Genomic DNA, 18,802 nt, shown 5'->3' with positions numbered 1-18,802 from the left:
CGCGGATAGCGCGATTGCACCGACTTAGCCAAGGCTAAAAGCCGAGGTTCTTCACCGCAATGTGAATCTGGAAGGTATTGCCCTTTTCGGCGTCCCCGGTCCCGACATAGTCGCGCCGCCAGGTGACGTTGATTTCCAGGCAATCGTCCTCATAGGCCACGCCGACGCGGGTGCGGATCGGCTGGAACCCGTCAACCCCGACCAGGCTGGGATCGTCGTTCAGGCCGGTCAGGTCGAACACGCCCGAGCCGAACAGAGACCAGTTGCGGGCAAAGCTTACCCGCCCGGCGATGCGCAGTTCCTCGCGGTCCTTGAGATCCTCTATCCCGGCGCCGACATCGCGGTTGAGCCGCAGGTAGCCGACCTCGAGGTAAGTGCCTTGCGTTCCGACAGCAGCGTCGAATTCGTTGCGGCGGATCGCCAGGTTGTCCTTGTCGAGCCGGAACCGGTGCGTGACCTTGACCACATCGCTGAACCGCACTTCGGTGCGCCCGACCACGTCCGAAGTCCGCTCGGACAGGCCGGTGCCATCGGGCAGCAGGGTCGAATTGTTCGACAGCCGATAGCTCTGCCCGATCGTGGTGTTGATCCGCAGGCCCGGCCGTTCGAACTGCCAGTCGAACCCATAGGTAAAGCGGACCCCGTCCTCGATCCGGTCATAGCCGGGGAAGCGGTTAAGCGCGAAGAGGTTCGAATCCTCGAGATCGATCGCGCGCGCATCCTCGTTCGGCACTTCGAGATTGCGCAGCTTGGGGGTGGCGACGATCTGGATTCGCGGAGTCAGGACCTGGGTTCCGCCGAGGAACTCGCCGACCAGCGGCCATTTCAGGTCGACTGCTGCTGCCGCCAGCCCGCGGGTCTGCCAGCCGGGGTTGCCGCGATAGGAAGCCGTGGCGGTCAGCGCATTCTCGTCAGAATGATAGACATCGCCGCGGGCCAGCGCGGTGACGGTCACTTCCTGACCCCACGGCGTGATCCGGCGCAGGTCCCATTGCGCGCTGGCAAAGGCGCGCTGACTGTCCTGCCCGGCAGTGCGGGTGATCGCCAGGCTGTTGGCCTGCAACTGGATCCGCCCGCCGAGCCAGGGATCGGTCAGGCGGCGGCGATAGTCGATCTCGGGCAGGGCGATCGGGACCAGACCCTGTGCGTCGTTGACCCGCAGCGTCTGCGTGGCCCAGCCGGAAATCGCCAGGTAGCTGTCGGGATCGATCCGTTCGAGCTGGATGGTGGAACGTAGCCGGTCATCGCGGCTGATGTCATAGCGGCGCAGGAAGGTGCGGTCGGAAGCGACGCGGCCCGAAAAGGTCATGCTCCAGTTCGGATCGAACTGATAGCGGCCATTGGTGAACAGGTAGCCGCGAAAGTCCGGCTGGCTCGCCGCGACCGGGCCGCCGACCGGGATGCGGCTGGAACGCGTAACGTATCCGGTTGCCTGCAAGGCGCCGTGCTTGGTCAGCTGACGGTATTGCGCCGAAACCATCGGCGGTGCGGCGGTAAACAGATAGCCGGTGATCGCCACATCGCGGTTGTCAGACAGCCGCTGGTACCAGGTATCGGAGATCTGCACCCCGTTCGAGGCGGAGAACTTCAGGTCCGGAATGAGAAAGCCCGAAATCGGCCTGCCATCGGTGGCGATCTTGATCCCCGGCAGTGGCGGCAGGCGCAGCCCGAACACTTCGGGACGGGCGCCTTCGAATTTCACCAGCTTGAGCGCCGGATCATAGATCACCCGCTTGGCGGTGATCCGCCAACTGGGATTGCGCGGGCAGCCCTTGTCGTCCTCCACCGCGCAGGCGGTGTAGGCGGCATTATGCAGCAGCACCCTGCCATCATCGAGCCGCTCGCCCTTTACCGCCGCCAGCCGCCCGCCTTCGCGCAGCGCCAGCAGCATGTTTTCCATCGCCCCGGCCTGAAGTTCCTCGGTCAGCTCGAGACTGTCGGTGAACAGCTGGTTGCCGTCGGCATCGACGAAGCGGATGTTGCCTTCGGCGCGGATCTTGCCGGTCTTGCGGTCCCAGACGAGGCGATCGGCGCGGACCGACTGGTCACCCCGGCGCAGCACCACGTTGCCGAACACGGTCGCCACATCGGAATTGTCGTCATAGCTTGCGCCATCGGCCTCGAACTGGATCTGGTCGTCCGCCGCGGCCGGCGGCGGTGCAACCTCTGCTGCCGCCGGCTCGCTCACCGCCTCTTGCCCATGCGCCGCCAGCGGACAGCCGAGCGCGGCGAGCGCCAGCGCGGCAACACCGGTCCGGATGCGTTTCGGGCACAGATCATGTTGCGGCAAATCACGCCGCTCGGGCAGGAGCATGGCTTGCCTATCGCACCGCCCGCGCCTAACTGCAATCCACGCCATCAGCATGCGGCAACGCTTTGTCGCTGGGGCAGCATTTCCAGTGGGAGCCACCATGCAAATCGAATTCCTGTCCGGTCCCGTTGTGCCGACGACCAGCCCGATCGCCTATGTTATCGATCAGGAAGCCATTCCCACCAGTCTTGAAGCGATTGTCGCCGAAGGCGCGCGGGCCAGCCGTTTCGTGGGCAAGACCGGGCAGTTGCACGAAGCCTTTGTCAGCCGCGACGGCGCCGTGGTGCGCGTGGCGCTGGCCGGCGCGGGCGAGCCGGGCGGCAAGGATCGCAGCGCCGCGCTGGAACGCGCTGGGGCCGCGATTACCGCCAAGTATCTGGCATCGGGGGAAAGCGCGCTGACGATCGATTTCACCGGGACCAGGCTCTCGGCCGGGGATGTCGTTTCGGTCCTGCTCGGTGCCCGGCTGCGCGGCTGGCGCTATGACAATTACCGCACCAGGCTGCCTGAGGAACAGAAGGCCAGCCTGAAGGCGATCAAGGTTGCCGGCGCGCCCGAAGGCAGCGAAGCAGCCTGGGCCGTCGAAGCGGCGCTGGCAGACGGGATCGAGTTCACCCGCGAACTGGTCACCGAACCGGCCAACGTGATCTACCCCGAAAGCTTCGTCGAACGCGCCCGGGCCCGGATGGCCGGGACCGGGATCACCGTCCGCACCCTCGACGAAGCTGAAATGGCGGCGCTCGGCATGGGCGCATTGCTGGGCGTGGCGCAGGGCTCGGTCCGCAAGCCGCGGCTGCTGATCATGGAATGGAACGGCGGCGCTGCGGGTGAGCGTCCGGTGGCCTTCGTCGGCAAGGGGGTCACCTTCGATACTGGCGGAATCAGCCTGAAACCGCCGGCCGGCATGGAAGATATGAAGTGGGACATGGGCGGAGCCGGGGCGGTTACCGGCGCGATGCTTGCGCTGGCCAAGCGCAAGGCCAAGGCCAATGTCGTCGGGGTCTGCGGCCTGGTCGAGAACATGCCCGATGGCAATGCCCAGCGCCCGGGCGATGTGGTCACCACCATGTCGGGCCAGACGGTCGAAGTGATCAATACCGACGCCGAAGGGCGGCTGGTGCTGTGCGATGCGATCACCTGGACCCAGAAGGAATTCAACCCGACTGCGGTGATCGATCTGGCCACCCTGACCGGGGCGATGATCATCAGCCTTGGCCATGAACACGGCGGGATCTTCGCCAATGACGATGGCCTTGCCGACAAGCTGCTGGCTGCCGGACGCGCTTCGGGGGACAAGCTGTGGCGGATGCCGATGGGCCCGACCTATGACAAGCTGATCGACAGCCCGATTGCCGACATGAAGAACGTCGGCCCGCGCGAAGGTGGCTCGATCACCGCTGCGCAGTTCATCCAGCGCTATGTCGACAAGGGCACCCCCTGGGCGCACCTCGACATCGCCGGAATGGTCTGGGCCAGCAAGCCCGGCCAGACCTGGGACAAGGGCGCGACCGGCTTTGGCGTGCGCGTGCTCGACCAATTCGTGCGGGACAATCTTGAGGGGTAATGCGGGTCGACTTCTACCAGCTCAGCCAGACCCCGGTCGAAGGCGCGCTGCCGCCGCTCGCGGCGAAAATGCGCGAGGCCGGGGCCAAGGTGCTGGTGGTTTCCGGCGATGATGCGCAGCTTGCCCGGATCAGCGACGCGTTGTGGGGGGTGAAGGAACAGTTCCTCGCCCATGCCCCGGCGGGCGGGCCGCACGATGCGCGCCAGCCGATCCTGCTGGCTGACAACCTCGCTCCGGCCAATGGCGCGACCTATCTCGCCCTGGCCGACGGGCAATGGCGCGACGGGGCCGAAGCGTTCGAGCGGGTGTTCCTGCTGTTCGACGGCTCGACCATCGACGATGCCCGCGCGACCTGGCGCGCGCTGGGCGAGCGCGAGGGGATGGAGCGCAACTACTGGCGGCAGGAAGGCGGCCGCTGGACCAAGGCCGGCTGACGTATCCGCATCTTGCAGCGCAGCATTTTCCCCGCTAGGGGCGCGGCCAATCTCCCAAACCATAAACCTCGCAAGGAACATCGTCATGGCGGTTACCCGCACCTTTTCGATCATCAAGCCCGACGCCACCCGCCGCAACCTGACCGGCGCGGTCACCAAGATGCTGGAAGAAGCCGGCCTGCGCGTCGTCGCTTCAAAGCGCATCCACATGACCCGCGAACAGGCCGAAGGCTTTTACGGCGTGCACAAGGAACGCCCCTTCTTCGGCGAACTGTGCGATTTCATGATGAGCGAGCCGGTTGTGGTGCAGGTGCTGGAAGGCGAAGACGCCGTCACCCGCAACCGCGACGTGATGGGCGCCACCAACCCGGCCGATGCCGCCGAAGGCACCATCCGCAAGGCATTTGCATTGTCGATCGGTGAAAACACCGTCCACGGCAGCGACAGCGAAGAGAATGCGGCGATCGAAATCGCTTTCTTCTTCAAGCCGGAAGAGATCGTCGGCTGATCGCCAAGACGGCAAACAAAAGGGCCGCCGGAGCAATCCGGCGGCCTTTTTTGTGTTTTGACTCGGTGAATTGACACAGCGCAAGGCACCCCGCGCGACCTTGGCCGATTCCTGTTGGCATCAACGCCAGACAAGGGAGACGGCATGTCGCATACCCCCCATGAACTCGCCGACGAGTTTCCGAATGACCACGCGCTGCTGCACGAACTGAAGCTGCACAACTCCCACTTCGTCACACTGGCCGACCGCTATCACGAAGTGAATGGCGAGATTCACCGGATCGAGGCCGGGGTTGAAACCCCCTCGGACGAATATGCCGAAACGCTCAAGAAAAAGCGGCTGGGCCTGATCGACGAGATTTCCGGGATTGTTGCCAAGGCCAAGGCCGAAGCCTGATCAAATCGATCCTCCCCATTTGGCTTCGCAAAGCGGGGAGGATCGGTTAGCCTGCCGCGCAAAGGAGACCGGCGATGCGCGGGATGGGTGCAACCGAGGGCGAGGATTGCCCGTTTGAGTTCAATTTCGATCCGGCCACCTTCAAGGTCGGCGACACGGTCAGCTATCGGGTCAACACGATGGAGGACTGGCCGTTTGTCGGGACCCTGCTGGAAGTGCATGCCGATTACGTCGTGATCAGCCCCGGCCCAACCGAGCCCGACGCTCGCTACAAGGGCACGCGTGAGAGCAGGCCGATGGTGGACGGGAGCGAGATTGGATAGCGGCCGGCTGCCCGCTATGGGACTGTCATGCTTGGGAGCGGTCGTTCCAGACACGGCGCCATTGCGGACTCCGGAAGTATGGCCCAGAATATCTGGATGTACGCTCGTCGCGCAATTGTCCTAGTGGCCTTTCTTACCCTCGTCGGCCTCGCTGGGTTCCTTGCAATGGAGCTTGTCGAAGAACGTTGGAAGACGCGCATTCGGGACGAAGATGAACCCTTCGTTCGACTTGCCTACCTGCGAGAGGGCGCGACGAATGACGAAGGCGTGCGCCACCTGATGAAACCGCTCTATCCTCGGGTGATCCGCTTCCCGAACGAAGTCTGCGTGCAGCTCAATTCAAAAATGGGCTGGACTGATGGCGGCAGCATCTACTGCTTTGATCCGAAAAATCGCAGCGCAACCCGCTCGTTTCCGGTGCGTCCTTAGCGTCCGCTTTCCCCAACACATAAGACATTCGATTGACCAACTTGGCGAGCCATTGGCCGACGTCTCGCTTGCTCCGCGTCTGACTAGGCGCCCTAAAACCCGTCCGCGGCGTCCATCAGCGCCGTCAGCTTCTTCGGCGCAACACTCCGCCAGGACCGGGCCAGCCATTCCGCCACCGCATCCCAGTCCGTATCGCCCAGATCGAGCCGGATGCCGATCCAGCCGTCGCCGAAATAGGCCGGACGGTAATAGCGATCGGGGTCGTTCTCGATCAGCTGGGCCTGTTCTTCCGGCCCGCTGATCTTGACCAGCAGTGCGGTCTTGCCGTCGCCGTGGTGATCGTTGGAGACCCAGGCGAATTTCTTGCCCTTGATGATCCCGAAGCAGGGCATGCCGTGGGACAGGCTCTCTTCGGCTTCGGGCAGGGCCATGGCCCGTTCGCGCACCTGCCCGGTCAGCCATTCGGGCGAGGTCGCCTGGCTGACCAGCGCGGCGAGGCAGCGCGAATAGAGCTGGTGCTCGGCAATCAGCACCCGCGCGGCCAGGCTGTCGGCCGTGTCGCCGGGTAGCACTGCCACCGGGGTCTGGCCCAGCACCGGCCCGTCGTCCAGCTCGGCGGTAACCAGGTGGACGGTGCAGCCGCCATGGCTGTCCCCTGCCTCCAGCGCACGGTCGTGGGTGTGGAGACCCTTGTATTTGGGCAGCAGGCTGGGGTGAATGTTGACCATCCGGCCTTCCCAGCCGCTGACGAACTCCGGCGTCAGGATTCGCATATAGCCGGCCAGCGCGACATACTGCGCGCCGCTGGCCCGGATCGCGGCGTCGATTGCCAAGTCGTGCGCCGCGCGGTCCATGCCTTTGTGGGGCAGGACGAAGGTGGGCACGCCTTCGGCCTCGGCCAGCTTCAGCCCGCCGGCTTCGGGGTTGTTCGAGACGACCAGCACAATCTCATAGGGGCAATCGGCCTGCCGCGAGGCATAGAGCAGCGCGGCCATATTGGTGCCGCTGCCCGAAATGAGCACGGCGACCGGAGTGCGCTGCGAAGCCATCAGCTCCTCTCCATTTTTGGCGAATGCCACAAATGGGGAGGTGGCTGCCGCGACATGCGGCAGACGGAGGGGGAATGGCGCAAGGGTCGATACCCCTCCGTCATTCGCTGCGCGAATGCCACCTCCCCATTTGCGCCTGCGGCGAAAATGGAGAGGACCTTATCCAAGGTGAACGGCTTCCCAGGCATCGCGCGACGACCACACTTCTGCGCCGCCTTGAACAGTGCAGCCGCGCGGGCCGGGCTCGATCGCGCCGATCACGTGGACTGTCTCACCCGCGGATTCCAGATCGGTCTGAACGCTTGCCGCGTCAGCGGCGCTGACCGCCAGGACCACGCCGATCCCGCAGTTGAAGGTCCGCGCCATTTCGGCCGGTTCGATGTTGCCCTGCGCCTGCAGGAAAGCCATCAGCCGCGGCTGCTCCCAGGCACCGGCATCGATCCGGGCGTGCAGGCCTTCGGGCAGGACGCGCGGGACGTTTTCCAGCAGGCCGCCGCCGGTAATGTGGGCCAGCGCGTGGATCCGTCCGGAACGGATCACCGGCAGCAGGCTCTTCACATAGATCCGGGTCGGTTCGATCAGATGGTCGATCAGCAGCCGGTCCGCATCGAACAGGGCCGGGCGGTCGAGCTTCCAACCCTTGTCCGCCGCCAGTCGCCGGACCAGCGAATAGCCGTTCGAATGGACCCCCGAGCTGGTCAGGCCCAGCAGCACGTCGCCGCTGGCGACCTTGTCCCCGGTCAGCTGCTCGCCGCGCTCGACCGCGCCGACGCAGAAACCGGCCAGGTCATAGTCGCCGGCCGCGTACATCCCCGGCATTTCGGCGGTTTCTCCGCCGATCAGCGCGCAGCCGGCCAGCTTGCAGCCTTCGGCGATGCTGGCGACAACCCGTTCGGCAACCCCGGTCTCCAGCTTGCCGGTGGCGAAGTAATCGAGGAAGAACAGCGGCTCGGCGCCCTGGACGATCAGATCGTTGACGCACATCGCGACCAGATCCTGGCCGATCGTGTCGTGCCGGTCATGGTCGATCGCCAGTTTGACCTTGGTGCCGACGCCGTCGTTGGCGGCGACCAGCAGCGGATCGGTATAGCCGGCCGCGCGGGGATCGAAGAACCCGCCGAAGCCGCCGATTTCGGCATCGGCGCCGGGCCGCGCGGTCGCCTTGACCAGCGGCCCGATCGCCTTGACCAGCGCGTTCCCGGCGGCGATCGAGACGCCGGCCTGCTCATAGCTGTAAGACTTTTCAGACATTGCAGGCGCGCCTAGCGCTTTCCCGCTTGGATTTCCACGGATGATTGGGCAAAAGGCCTTCGGTTTTCCCCGATGGCTGTCGCAACCTTCCTTTCCTCGCCGCGCTTCAGGCGCCCCGGCCCCGCCGCTACGCTGCTGGGCGGGCTTGGTATTGCGCTGGCGGCAGCGCTGCTGCTGGTCGGCCCGGACCGACTGATTGCGCAGATCGAAGGCGATCGCGGGATCATCCCGGTGGCCAGCACATCCGACATCGAGATCACCGGGATCGAGGTCAACACCACCGGCGACAATGCCGAGGATGCCCGGCTCAACGGCTGGCAGGAAGCCGCGCGCAAGGCCTGGGCCAAGGCCGGCGGCCCGGCGATGGCCGATGGCCAGATCCAGTCGATGGTCGGCGCCGTGGTGATCGAGCGTGAGCAGATTGGCCCGCGCCGCTATGTCGCGACGTTGAGCGTGGTGTTCGACCGGGCCCGGGCCGGGCAATACATTGGCGGCAAGGTTGGCGGACGGGCCCATTCGGCCCCGCTGCTGGTGATCCCGGTGCTTTATTCGGGCGGGACCGCGCAGGTTTACGAGATCAAGGGCGCCTGGCAGCGCGCCTGGGCCGAGTATCGCGCCGGGACCAGCCCGATCGACTATGTCCGACCATCGGGCGGGGCGGGCGATTCGCTGCTGATCACCGCCGGGCAGCCGGGACGGCGCAGCCGCGCCTGGTGGCGCAACATTCTCGACCAGTTCGGCGCTGCCGACGTGATCATGCCCGAAGCGCGGCTGGAGCGGCAGTGGCCCGGCGGGCCTGTGCGCGGGGTGTTCACCGCGCGTTACGGGCCCGACAACACCTTCCTCGAGAGCTTTACTCTCACCGCCAATGACGAGGCGGGCGTGGCCAAGATGCTGGGCGAGGCAGTGGTGCGGATCGATGCGATATACGCCCGCGCGCTGGCCGAGGGACGGCTCAAGCCTGATACCACACTCAACGTGCGCACCGGGCTCGATCCGGGCCTGGCCGCGCTGATTGCCGCCGGGCAGGCACCCGAGGCCGCACCGAGTGCCGCGCCGACAGCAGCCGCAAGCGCGGCGCCAACTGCGACGCCGACCGTGGCGGCCCCGGTCGAAACCCGCACCTTCACCGTCCAGTTCGCCTCGCCCGATGCCGGTGCGGTCGATGCCGCGCTGGGCGCGGTACGCGGCTCGCCGGGGGTCAAGGGCGCCTCGACCACCAGTCTCGCAATGGGCGGGACCTCGGTCATGCGAGTGACTTACGAGGGCGATATCGGCACGCTGGCCGATGCGCTCCGGGCGAGGGGCTATAGAGTGACCGTCGGCGCCAACGCGCTCTCGATCCGGCGCTGAGATGTCGCAGATCGTCCTTCCCTTGAACGTCGGGAGCGGTGCGCCTTCGCGGATCGTACTGGGCAGCGCCAACCGCGCCGCGATCGAGGCGATGGCAGCGGCCGCGACCTGGCCGTTCCGCACCGCGATCCTGTTCGGCCCACCGCGCTCGGGCAAGTCGTTGCTGGCGCGCTGGTTTGCCGAAAGCGGCGCGGGCGAAGCAATCGACGATGCGCCCCTGCTCGACGAGACTGAACTGTTCCACCACTGGAACCGCGCGCAAGAAAGTGGCACCCCGCTGCTGCTGACCGCGACCGGGGGAGAGGAGAGCTGGCGCATCGCACTGCCCGACCTCGCTTCGCGGCTCGGTGCGGCGCTGCACCTCGAAATCGGCACCCCGGACGATGAGATGCTGGGCGAGCTGATCGCGCTCCATGCCGAACAGCGCGGGCTGGCGCTGGGCCCCGATGCACTGGCCTATCTTGTCCCGCGCACCGAGCGCTCCCATATCGGGGTCGAGCGGCTGGTCGCGGCAATTGACCGGATCAGCCTTGAGCGCAAGGCGCCCCCGACCCAGGGGATCTGGCGTGAGGCGCTTGAAGAGGTACTGGGGCCGAGCGAGCCACGCTTGCTTTAAGCCCCGGTTTGAGGGACAATGGGGGTACGATGTTCGACGAATTGACCCGTTATCTGGACTCGGTGGTCGCCCGCGATCCCAGCCCGCGTTCCCGCTGGGAAGTGCTGATGTACCCCGGAGTCTGGGCGCTGGGCCTGCACCGGGTGGCGCACTGGCTGTTTGAGGCGGAGCTCTATTTCGCGGCCCGCTTCGTCAATACCTTCAGTCGCTTCCTGACCGCGATCGACATCCACCCGGGGGCGAAGATCGGGCGCAATTTCTTCATCGACCACGGCTTTGTGGTGATCGGCGAAACCGCCGAAATCGGTAACAACGTTACCATGTACCAGGGCAGCACGCTGGGTGGGACCAACCCGACCAATGGCGAGGGCGGCAAGCGCCACCCGACCCTGGGGGACAATGTGATCGTCAGCCTCGGCGCGGCGATCCTCGGCCCGCTCAACGTCGGGGCAGGCGCAAGGATCGGGGCCAATGCGGTGGTCACCAAGGACGTGCCCGAAGGCGCGACCATGGTCGGCATCCCGGCCAAGCCGACCCTGGTCGAGGTCAAGCCTGAAACCCAGAACTTCGTGCCCTATGGCACCCCCTGCAGCGAACGGTTCGATCCGGCGACGCAGAAGCTTGAGCTGCTCCAGTGCGAAATGCAGGTCATGCAAAAGCGGCTGGCCCAGCTGATGGAAGAGCGTGACGCGCTGGCCGCGAAGCAAAGCGCCGGGCGCAAGGGCAAGGCCAAGAGCGCTTGAGCGCAGAGGTCACGCCTTTCCCCATCCACGCGGTCCGGGCCGCGCAAGTGGGGTTTGAACGGGACGAACTGCAGCGCATCCTCGATCTATACGGGCGGCTGGTCGCCGCAGGGCAGTGCCGCGACTATGCGATGGATTTCGGCAAGGATGCGGCGGTCTTCTCCGCCTTCCGCCGCGCCGCCGAACGGCCGATGGCGCGGATCGAAAAGCGCCCGTCGCTGCGCGGCAAGCAGGGCATGTGGGCGCTGATCGGCGAAGCCGGCCAGATTCTGAAACGCGGCCACGAACTGGCCGGCGTGCTGTTCCCGCTGGAGCGCAAGCTGCTCAAGCTGGTTGAGAACTAAGCCCCTCCGTTCCACATCGTACCTTATTGGCCCTTCCCCATTGGGGAAGGGTTGGGATGGGGGTTCCACGCCAGCGTCGACGTTCGGCTTTGCCTCACTCCCCCACCCCTAACCCCTCCCCGACGGGGAGGGGGATCAAGATGCTGGCTCGATCAAGTTCGGAAAAACCCCCAACGGAAAAGGCCCCGCCGCAGCGCGGCGAGGCCTTCTCCCTGAACCTTGCCGGTTCTTACGCGGCGCTTAGCGCCATGCCGCGCGGCAAGCGATTCTGCATCCCTCCCGGCAGCCGGGCGACCAATGCCGAGCGGATCGGGGTCCAGAAGGCCGAGAGCGCGAGCAGCGCTGAACCGATCACGAGGCCGGTGAGGGCAACGTTGAGCTCAACCGCGCCGAACCGGTCGAACAGCCAGGTCAAGGCGATCAGCACATAGGCCAGCGCCGAAACCAGCAGCGCCCGGCGATCGACCGCCAGCGCGACCATGCCCATCAGCACATAGACCGCGAGCACGCCCAGCGCCGAAGCTGCGCCGATATTCTCGCCCTCGCTCACCCCCAGCCAGTTGAACAGCGGGTGCGCGATCATCGGCGCGGCCAGCAGGTGCAGCCAGAAGGCGACGTCGCTGCGCCGGGTCTCGCGGGCCGGATCGGTCATGTCCCAGCGCATCGCCACCGCGAAGACGGCGATGCCCGCCAGGAACACCAGCGGCAGCAGATAGGGCTCGGGATCGGTGTCGGCATTGACCGCCATCAGGCCCGATACCGCCAGCGCGATCGTGGTCAGCGCCAGTGCAGCGGTGCCGGCCGCCACCGTGATCGGCACCATGAAACGCCGCCAGTGGACATAGGCCGCGGCGGCGGAAATCAGGCCGATCCCCGCGCCGATCATGGCTGTCACCGAATTGGAGAAGTGCGGCCGGGTCGAATCGATGATTTCGATCGGCACTGCGGCAACTCCGCCGACAAAGGCGAGGAGCAGCACGATCGAAGGCAGCGCCATACGGCGCTTGCGGGTAAAGAATTCGGCCAGCATCCAGGCCGCCCCGGCCACCAGCAGCCCTGGCACGCCCGGCGCAATGGCATTGCCGATCCCGGCTGCCGCCACCAGCAGCAGTACGGCGGCAATGGTCACGAAAATATCGTTGAACCCGGTAATCAGCCGGAAATGCTCTTCATCGGCACTGGGCGCGGCGCGCATCCCGGCCGCGTGGACGCGCAAGGCCTCCGCCGCGTCGTGACTTATCACGCCTGCGGCAACCGCCGATTGCAGGTCTGCTTCACTGTACATGGCTTATCCTCCCCTGGGGAATGGGGGGGAGTGTGGCAGAGGTGTGTTAGTGTGTCAATACGGTGTCCGTTATTGACTCCAAAGGGAAACAGGCAGAGCCTTCGCTGCTATCATGGTTATCCAACGGCGCTTTTCCCGTATCGCGGCGTCCCTTGCCGCCTTGTCGCTGACCCTGGCGCCAAACGCAGGTCAGGCCTGCACCCTGATCGCGATCGAGGAAATCGGGACCAACCATATGCGGGCGAAGTGTCAGCAGGCGCTGGCCAGCCCCAAACGGTTTCTGGCCAAGCTCAAGGCGGACGCGTTCGATTGGGCGGAATTGCGCGACTATGTCGTGGCGTTTGACGACGGCAAATACGGCTGCCGCAAGAACAAGCGGTTCGTTTTCCGCATGCTGGACAGCTATTATTCGGTAGGGAACCGCAAACTAACCGATCCGGCACTGTTGCAGCGTTATGCGTTCAATTTTTCCGAAGATGCAGACCCGGCCAAGCGGGGCTACGTCTACAACCTCCTGTGGCTGTTCACTGAGAGTGGAACCTACCTGCCGATGGGCTGGACCGAAGCTGATGCCCGCGCCTTTGTCGAAAGGCCGGAGCATTGGCCGATTGCCTTGGCCAAATTCGGCAAGATGCGCGCGCGCGATGACGCCGTCTTTGCCAGTCTCGTCGATCCGCAGAGCAGCCATTTTGACCGTCAGCGCGCGCTGAAATTGCTGGATTTCCCATCGAAGCATTTGAGGCAGCGTAAAATTCTGGTGGCGGAATTGTTCGCCGATCCCCGGTTCGGCCCGCCCGAATATGCGATAGCCGAGCGATTGCTGCCGGTTGCGGCGCTTTATCCGGTAGAAGAGGAAAGTCCGGCGCGGCAACAGGCTCGGGCAATCTGGGGCAGGGTGATCGATGCCTACAATCAAAGCGGCGATCCGGCCTTGCGGGCAAAGGCAGACGATCTGCGCGCAAAAATGGCGCCACTGGCGCTGAATGGCTGGCCGGTGGTTGCTCCGGCAAAGGACGGCCGCGTCTGGCTCTCGCCTGCTGATTGGCCGCAGAAGGTGCGCAATCCCTTTGTAGGGGTGCAGCTCCGGGCGGCCCTGATGAACGCAAACGACTATCCGTCCCGGGCCCTGCGCGAAGAGCGGACCGGCAAGGTAACCCTGGCCGTCCGCTTTGGTCTGGACGGCAAATTTGCTGCTCTTGATGTGGTGCGGTCCAGCGGACACACCGATCTTGACGAACAGGCGGCGAAAACCATTCTCCGGCGGTTCCGTCCAAAACTGACTGAAATGACGGTCGAAGGCTATCAGGGCCGCGAGGTGATGGTCCCGCTGGTGGTGGTCAATTGGGACATCTCCGAAGAAAGCGGCGAGAACGGTGAAGTCGGGCTTGGCCACTTTTCCAGCGGCGTGCTTTCCGTCGTTGCCCTCTCGCGCTTCGCGGATGTCAATCAGGGTTACAGCTGCGGGATTCCCCCCTCCATTTTCGTCTGATCCTGTTGGAGTGCGGCTGGCGGCCTGACGTGTAACTCTTTCCTACATCGCCCAAATCTGCCTTAACCTGGGCGATGCAGCCCGACTCCCCCGCCCGCAAGGCCAAGGCCCGCCACATCCGCATTCCGCCGTTCCTGCCGGTGCCACTGCGGGTGCGTGCGGATGGCTGGACGGTGCTGCGGCAGGCGCAGTTCCTGGTCGCGCTGGCGCGGACGCGGTCGGTTGCGGCGGCGGCGCGCGAGGTGGGGTGCTCGCGGGTTTCGGCCTATGAACTGCGCGGCCGGCCGGGGGCGGAAAGCTTTGCCGCGGTGTGGGACGGGGCGCTGGCGGGCAATCCCTGGGCCGTGCCGAAGTTTACACCCCAGCAGCGCTTGCGTGCTGCCGCCGAAGGGCTGGTCAGGCCGCTGGTCTGGGAGGGGCGGTGTTACGCAATCGCCCGGAAATACGACACTGCGGCGCTGCGCGGGCTGCTTGCGCGGTACGCCCGGGTCCGCCGCAAGGGCTGGGCGCGGGGTGGAAATTCACAGGGTTTGGATGGGGGTTTGTTGTGAACAATGGGCGGGGCAGATCCTCCCCATTTTTGGCGAATGCCACAAATGGGGAGGTGGATCGGCGCAGCCGAGACGGAGGGGTTTGGACGCTGGCGTCGTTACCCCTCCGTCAGCCGCCTTTGGCGTCTGCCACCTCCCCATTTGGCTTCGCAAAATGGAGAGGATCTATGCGATCAGCCCAGCCCGCCGATCTTGGCCAATGCGGCCATCACCACCTGGCTCTGTTCGCCGCCCGACTGGGGGACGATCTCGCCCGCGCGGTCGATGATCTGGTCCCAGTGCGCGGCGATGCCTTCGGGGGTGCGCTCGTCTGCGGGGAGGGCCACGCCCGGGGTCAGCGTGATGTAGGCCGCGTGATAGGCGCCCGCGCCCGCGCCGCAGATCATGTTGGTCGGCGCATCCTCGCTGACCAGGTAGAGCGCCATCGGCGCGACGTTTTCAGGCTTGAGCGCATTGAACAGCATTTCGGGCATGCCGAGGTCTTCGGTCATCCGCGTGCCCGCCACCGGGGCCAGCGTGTTGACCCGCACGTTGTACTTCGCGCCTTCCAGCGCCAGCGTCTTGGTAAAGCCCGCCAGGCCCAGCTTGGCCGCGCCATAATTGGCCTGGCCGAAGTTGCCGAACAGGCCGGTCGAGCTGGCGGTGTTGAGGATCCGGCCATAGGCCTGCTCGCGCATCAGGTCCCACACCGCCTTGGTGCAGTTGGCGCTGCCGTTAAGGTGGACGTCGATGACCAGCTTCCAGTCGGCCATGTCCATCTTGGCAAAGCTCTTGTCGCGCAGGATCCCGGCGTTGTTGATCAGCACATGGACGCCGCCCCACATTTCCTTGGCCTTGGCGACCATTTCGACCATCTGTTCATATTCGGTGACTGAGCCGCCGTTCGACATGGCTTCGCCGCCGGCTGCCTTGATTTCTTCGACAACCTTGAGCGCGGCGTCGGAATGGCCGGTGCCGTCGCGGCTGCCGCCCAGGTCATTGACGACAACCTTGGCCCCGCGCGCCGCGAGTTCGAGCGCATAGGCCCGGCCCAGGCCGCCGCCAGCACCGGTGACGATCGCGACGCGATCCTTGAACGAAATGGTCATGAGCGATTCTCCGCTGAAAAGGGGTTATCCCGCTGGGGAAGCGGGCGCGGCATGGCATGCGGCGCAAGGGCTGGCAATATGCCGCAGTGCAGCACTTGCTTTCCCTAGCGTCAATCCCCAGCGCAACGCAGCCGCAGCACCGAATTCCGGTGCGACTCGGACGGATCAAAGGGTGCGAAGGGTGGGCGCCAGTTCGTCGAAATGATCGATCACCGCGTCCGCGCCCAGTTCGTGCAGCGGGGCATCGACAAAGCCGAAACTGACCGCCACGCAGGGCATGGCGGCGGCCTGGGCGGCGCGGGTATCGAAGGTGGTGTCGCCCACAAAAGCCGCGCGCCCGCCGCCGCATTGCTTGACCATTGCCTGGAGCGCCGCTGGATCAGGCTTGAGCGGGTAAGTGCCGCCGCCGATGATCGAGGCGAAGCGGGGTGACAGGCCCAGCTCGTCGAACAGCTTCACCGCCAGATGATGCGGCTTGTTGGTGACCACCGCCAGTTTGACCCCGGCTTCTTGCAGTCCGTCCATCATCTCCGCGCCGCCGGGAAACAGCGCGGTGTGGTGGGCGATGTTCTCGCCATAGTAGCCGACCAGAACTTGCCGCAGCGCCTCAAACTCGATCCCCTCGTCCCCGCCAGTCAGCGCCAGTGCGCGGCGCAGCATCAGGCCGGAACCGCCACCGATCAGGTTGCGGACCTCGGCATAGGGCACCTCGGGCCTGCCAATCGTGCCCAGCGCATGGTTGAGGGCAACGCCCAGATCGCGCGAAGTGTCGAGCAGCGTGCCGTCGAGGTCGAAACCGACGATATCGAAGGGAATTGTCATCCCTTCGGCCCATACTGGCAAAACCCCCGCCAACAACCCCGTTCGTCCTGAGCTTGTCGAAGGACTGTCCTAATTGCGTCAGCGCATGGTGGCACGAAGAAAAAGGCAGTGCTTCGACAAGCTCAGCATAGTCGGGGGTGGTGGCGGGGCGATGGTCCCATAACGATTGTGGAATCGGCAAGCATTTGGTGGCATGGGGCTTAACCATGAGTTCCAAACACGCCCTCGCCATTGTTACCCTCGCCGCCGGCAAGGGCACCCGCATGAAAAGTGCCGTGCACAAAGTGCTGCACCCGATCGCCGGTCGGCCGATGATCGAACACTTGCTGGCCAGTGCCGCTGAGCTTGCGCCGGAACGCTCGGTGGTTGTCGCGGGGCACGGCCGTGAGCAGCTGGAGGCGCAGCTTGGCGACCGTGCGGCAATCGCGGTGCAGGACCCGCAGCTGGGCACCGGGCATGCGGTGCAGCAGGCGGAAAGAGCGCTGGCGGGTTTCGCTGGTGACGTGCTGATCCTCTATGGCGATGTGCCGTTCGTTTCCGCTGAAACGATGCGCACGATGATCGATCGGCTCCACGGAGCCGACAATCCCGCCGTGGTGGTGCTGGGCTTCGAACCCGCCGATACGCTCGCTTATGGGCGGGTGATCACCGATGGCGACCGGATCGTGAAGATGGTCGAGCACAAGGACGCCAGCGAGGCCGAACGCGCCTGCCGCCTGTGCAATTCCGGGCTGATGGCAGTCCGCAGCGCCGACCTGTTCGGCCTGCTGGCGCGGGTCACCAACGAAAACGCGCAAGGCGAATACTACCTGGTCGATGTGGTCAACGTGGCCAATGCCGATGGCCGAACCTGCGCGGTGGTGGTCACCTCCGATCCGCACGAGGTTGAAGGAATCAATTCCCGCGCCGAACTCGCAACCGCCGAACACCGTTGGCAGAACCGCCGCCGCAAAGCGGCGATGGACGATGGGGCCAGCCTGATCGCGCCCGAAACCGTGTGGTTCGCCTGGGATACCGTGCTGGGGCAGGACGTGCTGGTTGAACCCAATGTGTTCTTTGGCCCTGGGGTGACCGTTGCCGACAATGTCACCATCCGCGCCAACAGCCATATCGAGGGCGCGAGCCTCGCCTCCGGCGTCGAAGTCGGCCCCTTCGCCCGCCTGCGCCCCGGCGCGGTGCTGGAAGAGAAGGCCAAGGTCGGCAACTTTGTCGAGGTCAAGAAGGCCACGCTGGGCAAAGGCGCCAAGGCCAATCACCTGTCCTACATCGGCGATGCCGAAGTGGGGGCCGGGGCCAACATCGGCGCGGGCACGATCACTTGCAACTACGACGGCTACTTCAAATACAAGACCGTCATCGGCGAACGCGCCTTTATCGGCAGCAATTCGTCGCTGGTCGCCCCGGTGAAGATCGGAGCCGACGCGATTGTTGCGGCGGGCAGCGCGGTGACTCGGGATGTGGCGGCGGGCGAACTGCGGATCGTGCGCGGGGAACAGCTGGTCAAGCCGGGCTGGGCTGACCGGTTCCATGATGCGATGAAGAAGAAAAAAGGTGGGAATTAATGGACGTCTATCAGTTGATGGCTGCGCTTTCTTGGCCAATTGTAGCGCTTATCGCGATAGCGGTCCTTGGGCCTGGAGGTGTCTTGAAAGGTGCCGTCGGGGAATTGGCGAATAAGTTCATGAGTATAAACAGCTCGGTCAAAGAGTTCAAAGAGGCAGTGGAAAATTTCAACGAAAATCAACGATCTTTCGGCACTTCAATTTCCGCGATTAGAGAACTCAATGGGGAACTTACGAGAATCTCAGGAGCACTGGATTCGGTTCGCAAAAATACCAGTGAGATTGTGATATCGCAGGGCAAGACGGAAATTTCGGAACGCCAATCGGATGAGTCCGATGCACCTGAAATTAGTGATTTGGCCGATCAAATTGAACTTAGCCCAAGCGAAATGTATGAGCGCATTTTCGAGCGATGGTCTTGCATACAAGAGCTGCTAAAAGCTCGAGTGGGACCAGACATTTTCGACGGTCGATCAGTTGGATCGATGGCTTGGTTGCTAACTGACCGCCGGCGTAAGGTAAAACATATCGAGTCGGCCGATGCTGAGTTGATCGGACACCTTCACTCTCAGTTCAAACGATTCGTCAGACTTTCAAACAGCAAGGATGAATGGTTAACGCCTGAGGTCTATTTGAACTTTGTTCGTGGGTCGGAACGGGCAGAGAAAATATTGACATGATATC

Annotated in this window: 20 protein-coding genes; 14 read left to right on the top strand and 6 right to left on the bottom strand. The window is 64.6% G+C overall.

Annotated features, from left to right (window positions below):
- Positions 1-34: 34 nt before the first annotated feature.
- The gene (locus tag B2V17_RS15470) at positions 35-2,314 is read right to left on the bottom strand and encodes an LPS-assembly protein LptD (protein WP_292999227.1); all 2,280 of its coding nucleotides are present in this window, start codon (positions 2,312-2,314) and stop codon (positions 35-37) included.
- A gap of 97 nt (positions 2,315-2,411) precedes the next feature.
- Between B2V17_RS15470 and B2V17_RS15465 the strand changes: the two genes are divergently transcribed.
- The 6 genes from B2V17_RS15465 (at position 2,412) to B2V17_RS15440 (ending at position 5,965) form a co-directional block, all read left to right on the top strand.
- Positions 2,412-3,875 (top strand): leucyl aminopeptidase, encoded by a 1,464-nt coding sequence (locus B2V17_RS15465; protein ID WP_292999225.1) that lies wholly within the window; start codon positions 2,412-2,414, stop codon positions 3,873-3,875.
- Positions 3,875-4,309: a DNA polymerase III subunit chi gene (locus tag B2V17_RS15460; RefSeq protein ID WP_292999223.1), complete on the top strand. Its 435-nt coding sequence runs from the start codon at positions 3,875-3,877 to the stop codon at positions 4,307-4,309. Before B2V17_RS15465 ends, B2V17_RS15460 begins: the two co-directional genes overlap by 1 nt.
- Positions 4,310-4,394: 85 nt before the next feature.
- Positions 4,395-4,817, top strand: coding sequence for a nucleoside-diphosphate kinase (ndk, locus tag B2V17_RS15455; RefSeq protein WP_292999221.1), 423 nt, complete (start codon positions 4,395-4,397; stop codon positions 4,815-4,817).
- A gap of 144 nt (positions 4,818-4,961) precedes the next feature.
- Complete coding sequence (locus B2V17_RS15450) at positions 4,962-5,213, top strand: YdcH family protein (protein ID WP_292999219.1); 252 nt, start codon at positions 4,962-4,964, stop codon at positions 5,211-5,213.
- 74 nt (positions 5,214-5,287) lie between these two features.
- The gene (locus B2V17_RS15445) at positions 5,288-5,536 is read left to right on the top strand and encodes a hypothetical protein (protein WP_292999217.1); all 249 of its coding nucleotides are present in this window, start codon (positions 5,288-5,290) and stop codon (positions 5,534-5,536) included.
- A 78-nt stretch (positions 5,537-5,614) separates the two neighbouring features.
- Positions 5,615-5,965 (top strand): hypothetical protein, encoded by a 351-nt coding sequence (locus tag B2V17_RS15440; protein ID WP_292999215.1) that lies wholly within the window; start codon positions 5,615-5,617, stop codon positions 5,963-5,965.
- 92 nt (positions 5,966-6,057) lie between these two features.
- Here the strand turns inward: B2V17_RS15440 and purN are convergent, their stop codons facing one another.
- Positions 6,058-7,014, bottom strand: coding sequence for a phosphoribosylglycinamide formyltransferase (gene purN, locus B2V17_RS15435; RefSeq protein ID WP_292999213.1), 957 nt, complete (start codon positions 7,012-7,014; stop codon positions 6,058-6,060).
- 159 nt (positions 7,015-7,173) lie between these two features.
- Positions 7,174-8,265 carry a phosphoribosylformylglycinamidine cyclo-ligase gene (gene purM / locus B2V17_RS15430; RefSeq protein WP_292999211.1) on the bottom strand — a complete coding sequence of 364 codons (1,092 nt, stop codon included), beginning with the start codon at positions 8,263-8,265 and terminating at the stop codon, positions 7,174-7,176.
- A gap of 72 nt (positions 8,266-8,337) precedes the next feature.
- Between purM and B2V17_RS15425 the strand changes: the two genes are divergently transcribed.
- The 4 genes from B2V17_RS15425 to B2V17_RS15410 are packed head-to-tail and all read left to right on the top strand — an operon-like array spanning position 8,338 to position 11,321.
- On the top strand, positions 8,338-9,618 hold the full coding sequence (locus B2V17_RS15425; RefSeq protein ID WP_292999209.1) for a heavy-metal-associated domain-containing protein: 1,281 nt from the start codon (positions 8,338-8,340) through the stop codon (positions 9,616-9,618).
- Between the two features lies 1 nt (position 9,619).
- Positions 9,620-10,234 carry an ATPase gene (locus B2V17_RS15420; RefSeq protein WP_292999207.1) on the top strand — a complete coding sequence of 205 codons (615 nt, stop codon included), beginning with the start codon at positions 9,620-9,622 and terminating at the stop codon, positions 10,232-10,234.
- 29 nt (positions 10,235-10,263) lie between these two features.
- Positions 10,264-10,977 (top strand): serine O-acetyltransferase EpsC, encoded by a 714-nt coding sequence (gene epsC, locus B2V17_RS15415; RefSeq protein ID WP_292999205.1) that lies wholly within the window; start codon positions 10,264-10,266, stop codon positions 10,975-10,977.
- Positions 10,974-11,321: a DUF2794 domain-containing protein gene (locus B2V17_RS15410; protein WP_292999203.1), complete on the top strand. Its 348-nt coding sequence runs from the start codon at positions 10,974-10,976 to the stop codon at positions 11,319-11,321. Before epsC ends, B2V17_RS15410 begins: the two co-directional genes overlap by 4 nt.
- A 229-nt stretch (positions 11,322-11,550) precedes the next feature.
- Here the strand turns inward: B2V17_RS15410 and B2V17_RS15405 are convergent, their stop codons facing one another.
- A complete protein-coding gene (locus B2V17_RS15405; protein ID WP_292999201.1) occupies positions 11,551-12,606 on the bottom strand; it encodes a hypothetical protein in 1,056 nt (351 codons plus the stop codon).
- Between the two features lie 319 nt (positions 12,607-12,925).
- On the opposite strand from B2V17_RS15405, the gene B2V17_RS15400 reads away from it, so the two are divergent.
- Entirely contained in the window at positions 12,926-14,095 is a 1,170-nt protein-coding gene (locus B2V17_RS15400) for a TonB family protein (protein WP_292999199.1), read from the top strand.
- Between the two features lie 74 nt (positions 14,096-14,169).
- The gene (locus B2V17_RS15395) at positions 14,170-14,646 is read left to right on the top strand and encodes a hypothetical protein (RefSeq protein WP_292999197.1); all 477 of its coding nucleotides are present in this window, start codon (positions 14,170-14,172) and stop codon (positions 14,644-14,646) included.
- 173 nt (positions 14,647-14,819) lie between these two features.
- Here B2V17_RS15395 and B2V17_RS15390 read toward each other — a convergent pair whose 3' ends face one another.
- The gene (locus B2V17_RS15390) at positions 14,820-15,734 is read right to left on the bottom strand and encodes an SDR family oxidoreductase (protein WP_292999195.1); all 915 of its coding nucleotides are present in this window, start codon (positions 15,732-15,734) and stop codon (positions 14,820-14,822) included.
- Positions 15,735-15,899: 165 nt separating this feature from the next.
- The gene (locus B2V17_RS15385; protein WP_292999193.1) at positions 15,900-16,556 is read right to left on the bottom strand and encodes an HAD-IA family hydrolase; all 657 of its coding nucleotides are present in this window, start codon (positions 16,554-16,556) and stop codon (positions 15,900-15,902) included.
- 206 nt (positions 16,557-16,762) lie between these two features.
- On the opposite strand from B2V17_RS15385, the gene glmU reads away from it, so the two are divergent.
- Together glmU and B2V17_RS15375 are read left to right on the top strand one after the other, a co-directional pair.
- Positions 16,763-18,118: a bifunctional UDP-N-acetylglucosamine diphosphorylase/glucosamine-1-phosphate N-acetyltransferase GlmU gene (gene glmU, locus B2V17_RS15380; protein WP_292999192.1), complete on the top strand. Its 1,356-nt coding sequence runs from the start codon at positions 16,763-16,765 to the stop codon at positions 18,116-18,118.
- Positions 18,118-18,798 carry a hypothetical protein gene (locus B2V17_RS15375; protein WP_292999190.1) on the top strand — a complete coding sequence of 227 codons (681 nt, stop codon included), beginning with the start codon at positions 18,118-18,120 and terminating at the stop codon, positions 18,796-18,798. Before glmU ends, B2V17_RS15375 begins: the two co-directional genes overlap by 1 nt.
- The last annotated feature ends 4 nt before the right edge of the window (positions 18,799-18,802 follow it).

It is taken from the genome of Novosphingobium sp. UBA6272 (assembly GCF_002440635.1).
Classification (GTDB): domain Bacteria; phylum Pseudomonadota; class Alphaproteobacteria; order Sphingomonadales; family Sphingomonadaceae; genus Novosphingobium.
This window is presented reverse-complemented; position numbering and strand designations above follow the sequence as displayed.

What these genes read in the sequence shown, in the direction of transcription:
- B2V17_RS15460 (WP_292999223.1), top strand. Translation starts at nt 3,875, where the DNA reads ATGCGGGTCGACTTCTACCAGCTCAGCCAGACCCCGGTCGAAGGCGCG.
- purN (WP_292999213.1), bottom strand. Translation starts at nt 7,014, where the DNA reads ATGGCTTCGCAGCGCACTCCGGTCGCCGTGCTCATTTCGGGCAGCGGC.
- B2V17_RS15450 (WP_292999219.1), top strand. Translation starts at nt 4,962, where the DNA reads ATGTCGCATACCCCCCATGAACTCGCCGACGAGTTTCCGAATGACCAC.
- B2V17_RS15425 (WP_292999209.1), top strand. Translation starts at nt 8,338, where the DNA reads ATGGCTGTCGCAACCTTCCTTTCCTCGCCGCGCTTCAGGCGCCCCGGC.
- B2V17_RS15395 (WP_292999197.1), top strand. Translation starts at nt 14,170, where the DNA reads ATGCAGCCCGACTCCCCCGCCCGCAAGGCCAAGGCCCGCCACATCCGC.
- B2V17_RS15470 (WP_292999227.1), bottom strand. Translation starts at nt 2,314, where the DNA reads ATGCTCCTGCCCGAGCGGCGTGATTTGCCGCAACATGATCTGTGCCCG.
- B2V17_RS15390 (WP_292999195.1), bottom strand. Translation starts at nt 15,734, where the DNA reads ATGACCATTTCGTTCAAGGATCGCGTCGCGATCGTCACCGGTGCTGGC.
- B2V17_RS15375 (WP_292999190.1), top strand. Translation starts at nt 18,118, where the DNA reads ATGGACGTCTATCAGTTGATGGCTGCGCTTTCTTGGCCAATTGTAGCG.
- B2V17_RS15445 (WP_292999217.1), top strand. Translation starts at nt 5,288, where the DNA reads ATGCGCGGGATGGGTGCAACCGAGGGCGAGGATTGCCCGTTTGAGTTC.
- epsC (WP_292999205.1), top strand. Translation starts at nt 10,264, where the DNA reads ATGTTCGACGAATTGACCCGTTATCTGGACTCGGTGGTCGCCCGCGAT.
- ndk (WP_292999221.1), top strand. Translation starts at nt 4,395, where the DNA reads ATGGCGGTTACCCGCACCTTTTCGATCATCAAGCCCGACGCCACCCGC.
- B2V17_RS15420 (WP_292999207.1), top strand. Translation starts at nt 9,620, where the DNA reads ATGTCGCAGATCGTCCTTCCCTTGAACGTCGGGAGCGGTGCGCCTTCG.
- B2V17_RS15385 (WP_292999193.1), bottom strand. Translation starts at nt 16,556, where the DNA reads ATGACAATTCCCTTCGATATCGTCGGTTTCGACCTCGACGGCACGCTG.
- B2V17_RS15465 (WP_292999225.1), top strand. Translation starts at nt 2,412, where the DNA reads ATGCAAATCGAATTCCTGTCCGGTCCCGTTGTGCCGACGACCAGCCCG.
- B2V17_RS15440 (WP_292999215.1), top strand. Translation starts at nt 5,615, where the DNA reads ATGGCCCAGAATATCTGGATGTACGCTCGTCGCGCAATTGTCCTAGTG.
- purM (WP_292999211.1), bottom strand. Translation starts at nt 8,265, where the DNA reads ATGTCTGAAAAGTCTTACAGCTATGAGCAGGCCGGCGTCTCGATCGCC.
- B2V17_RS15405 (WP_292999201.1), bottom strand. Translation starts at nt 12,606, where the DNA reads ATGTACAGTGAAGCAGACCTGCAATCGGCGGTTGCCGCAGGCGTGATA.
- glmU (WP_292999192.1), top strand. Translation starts at nt 16,763, where the DNA reads ATGAGTTCCAAACACGCCCTCGCCATTGTTACCCTCGCCGCCGGCAAG.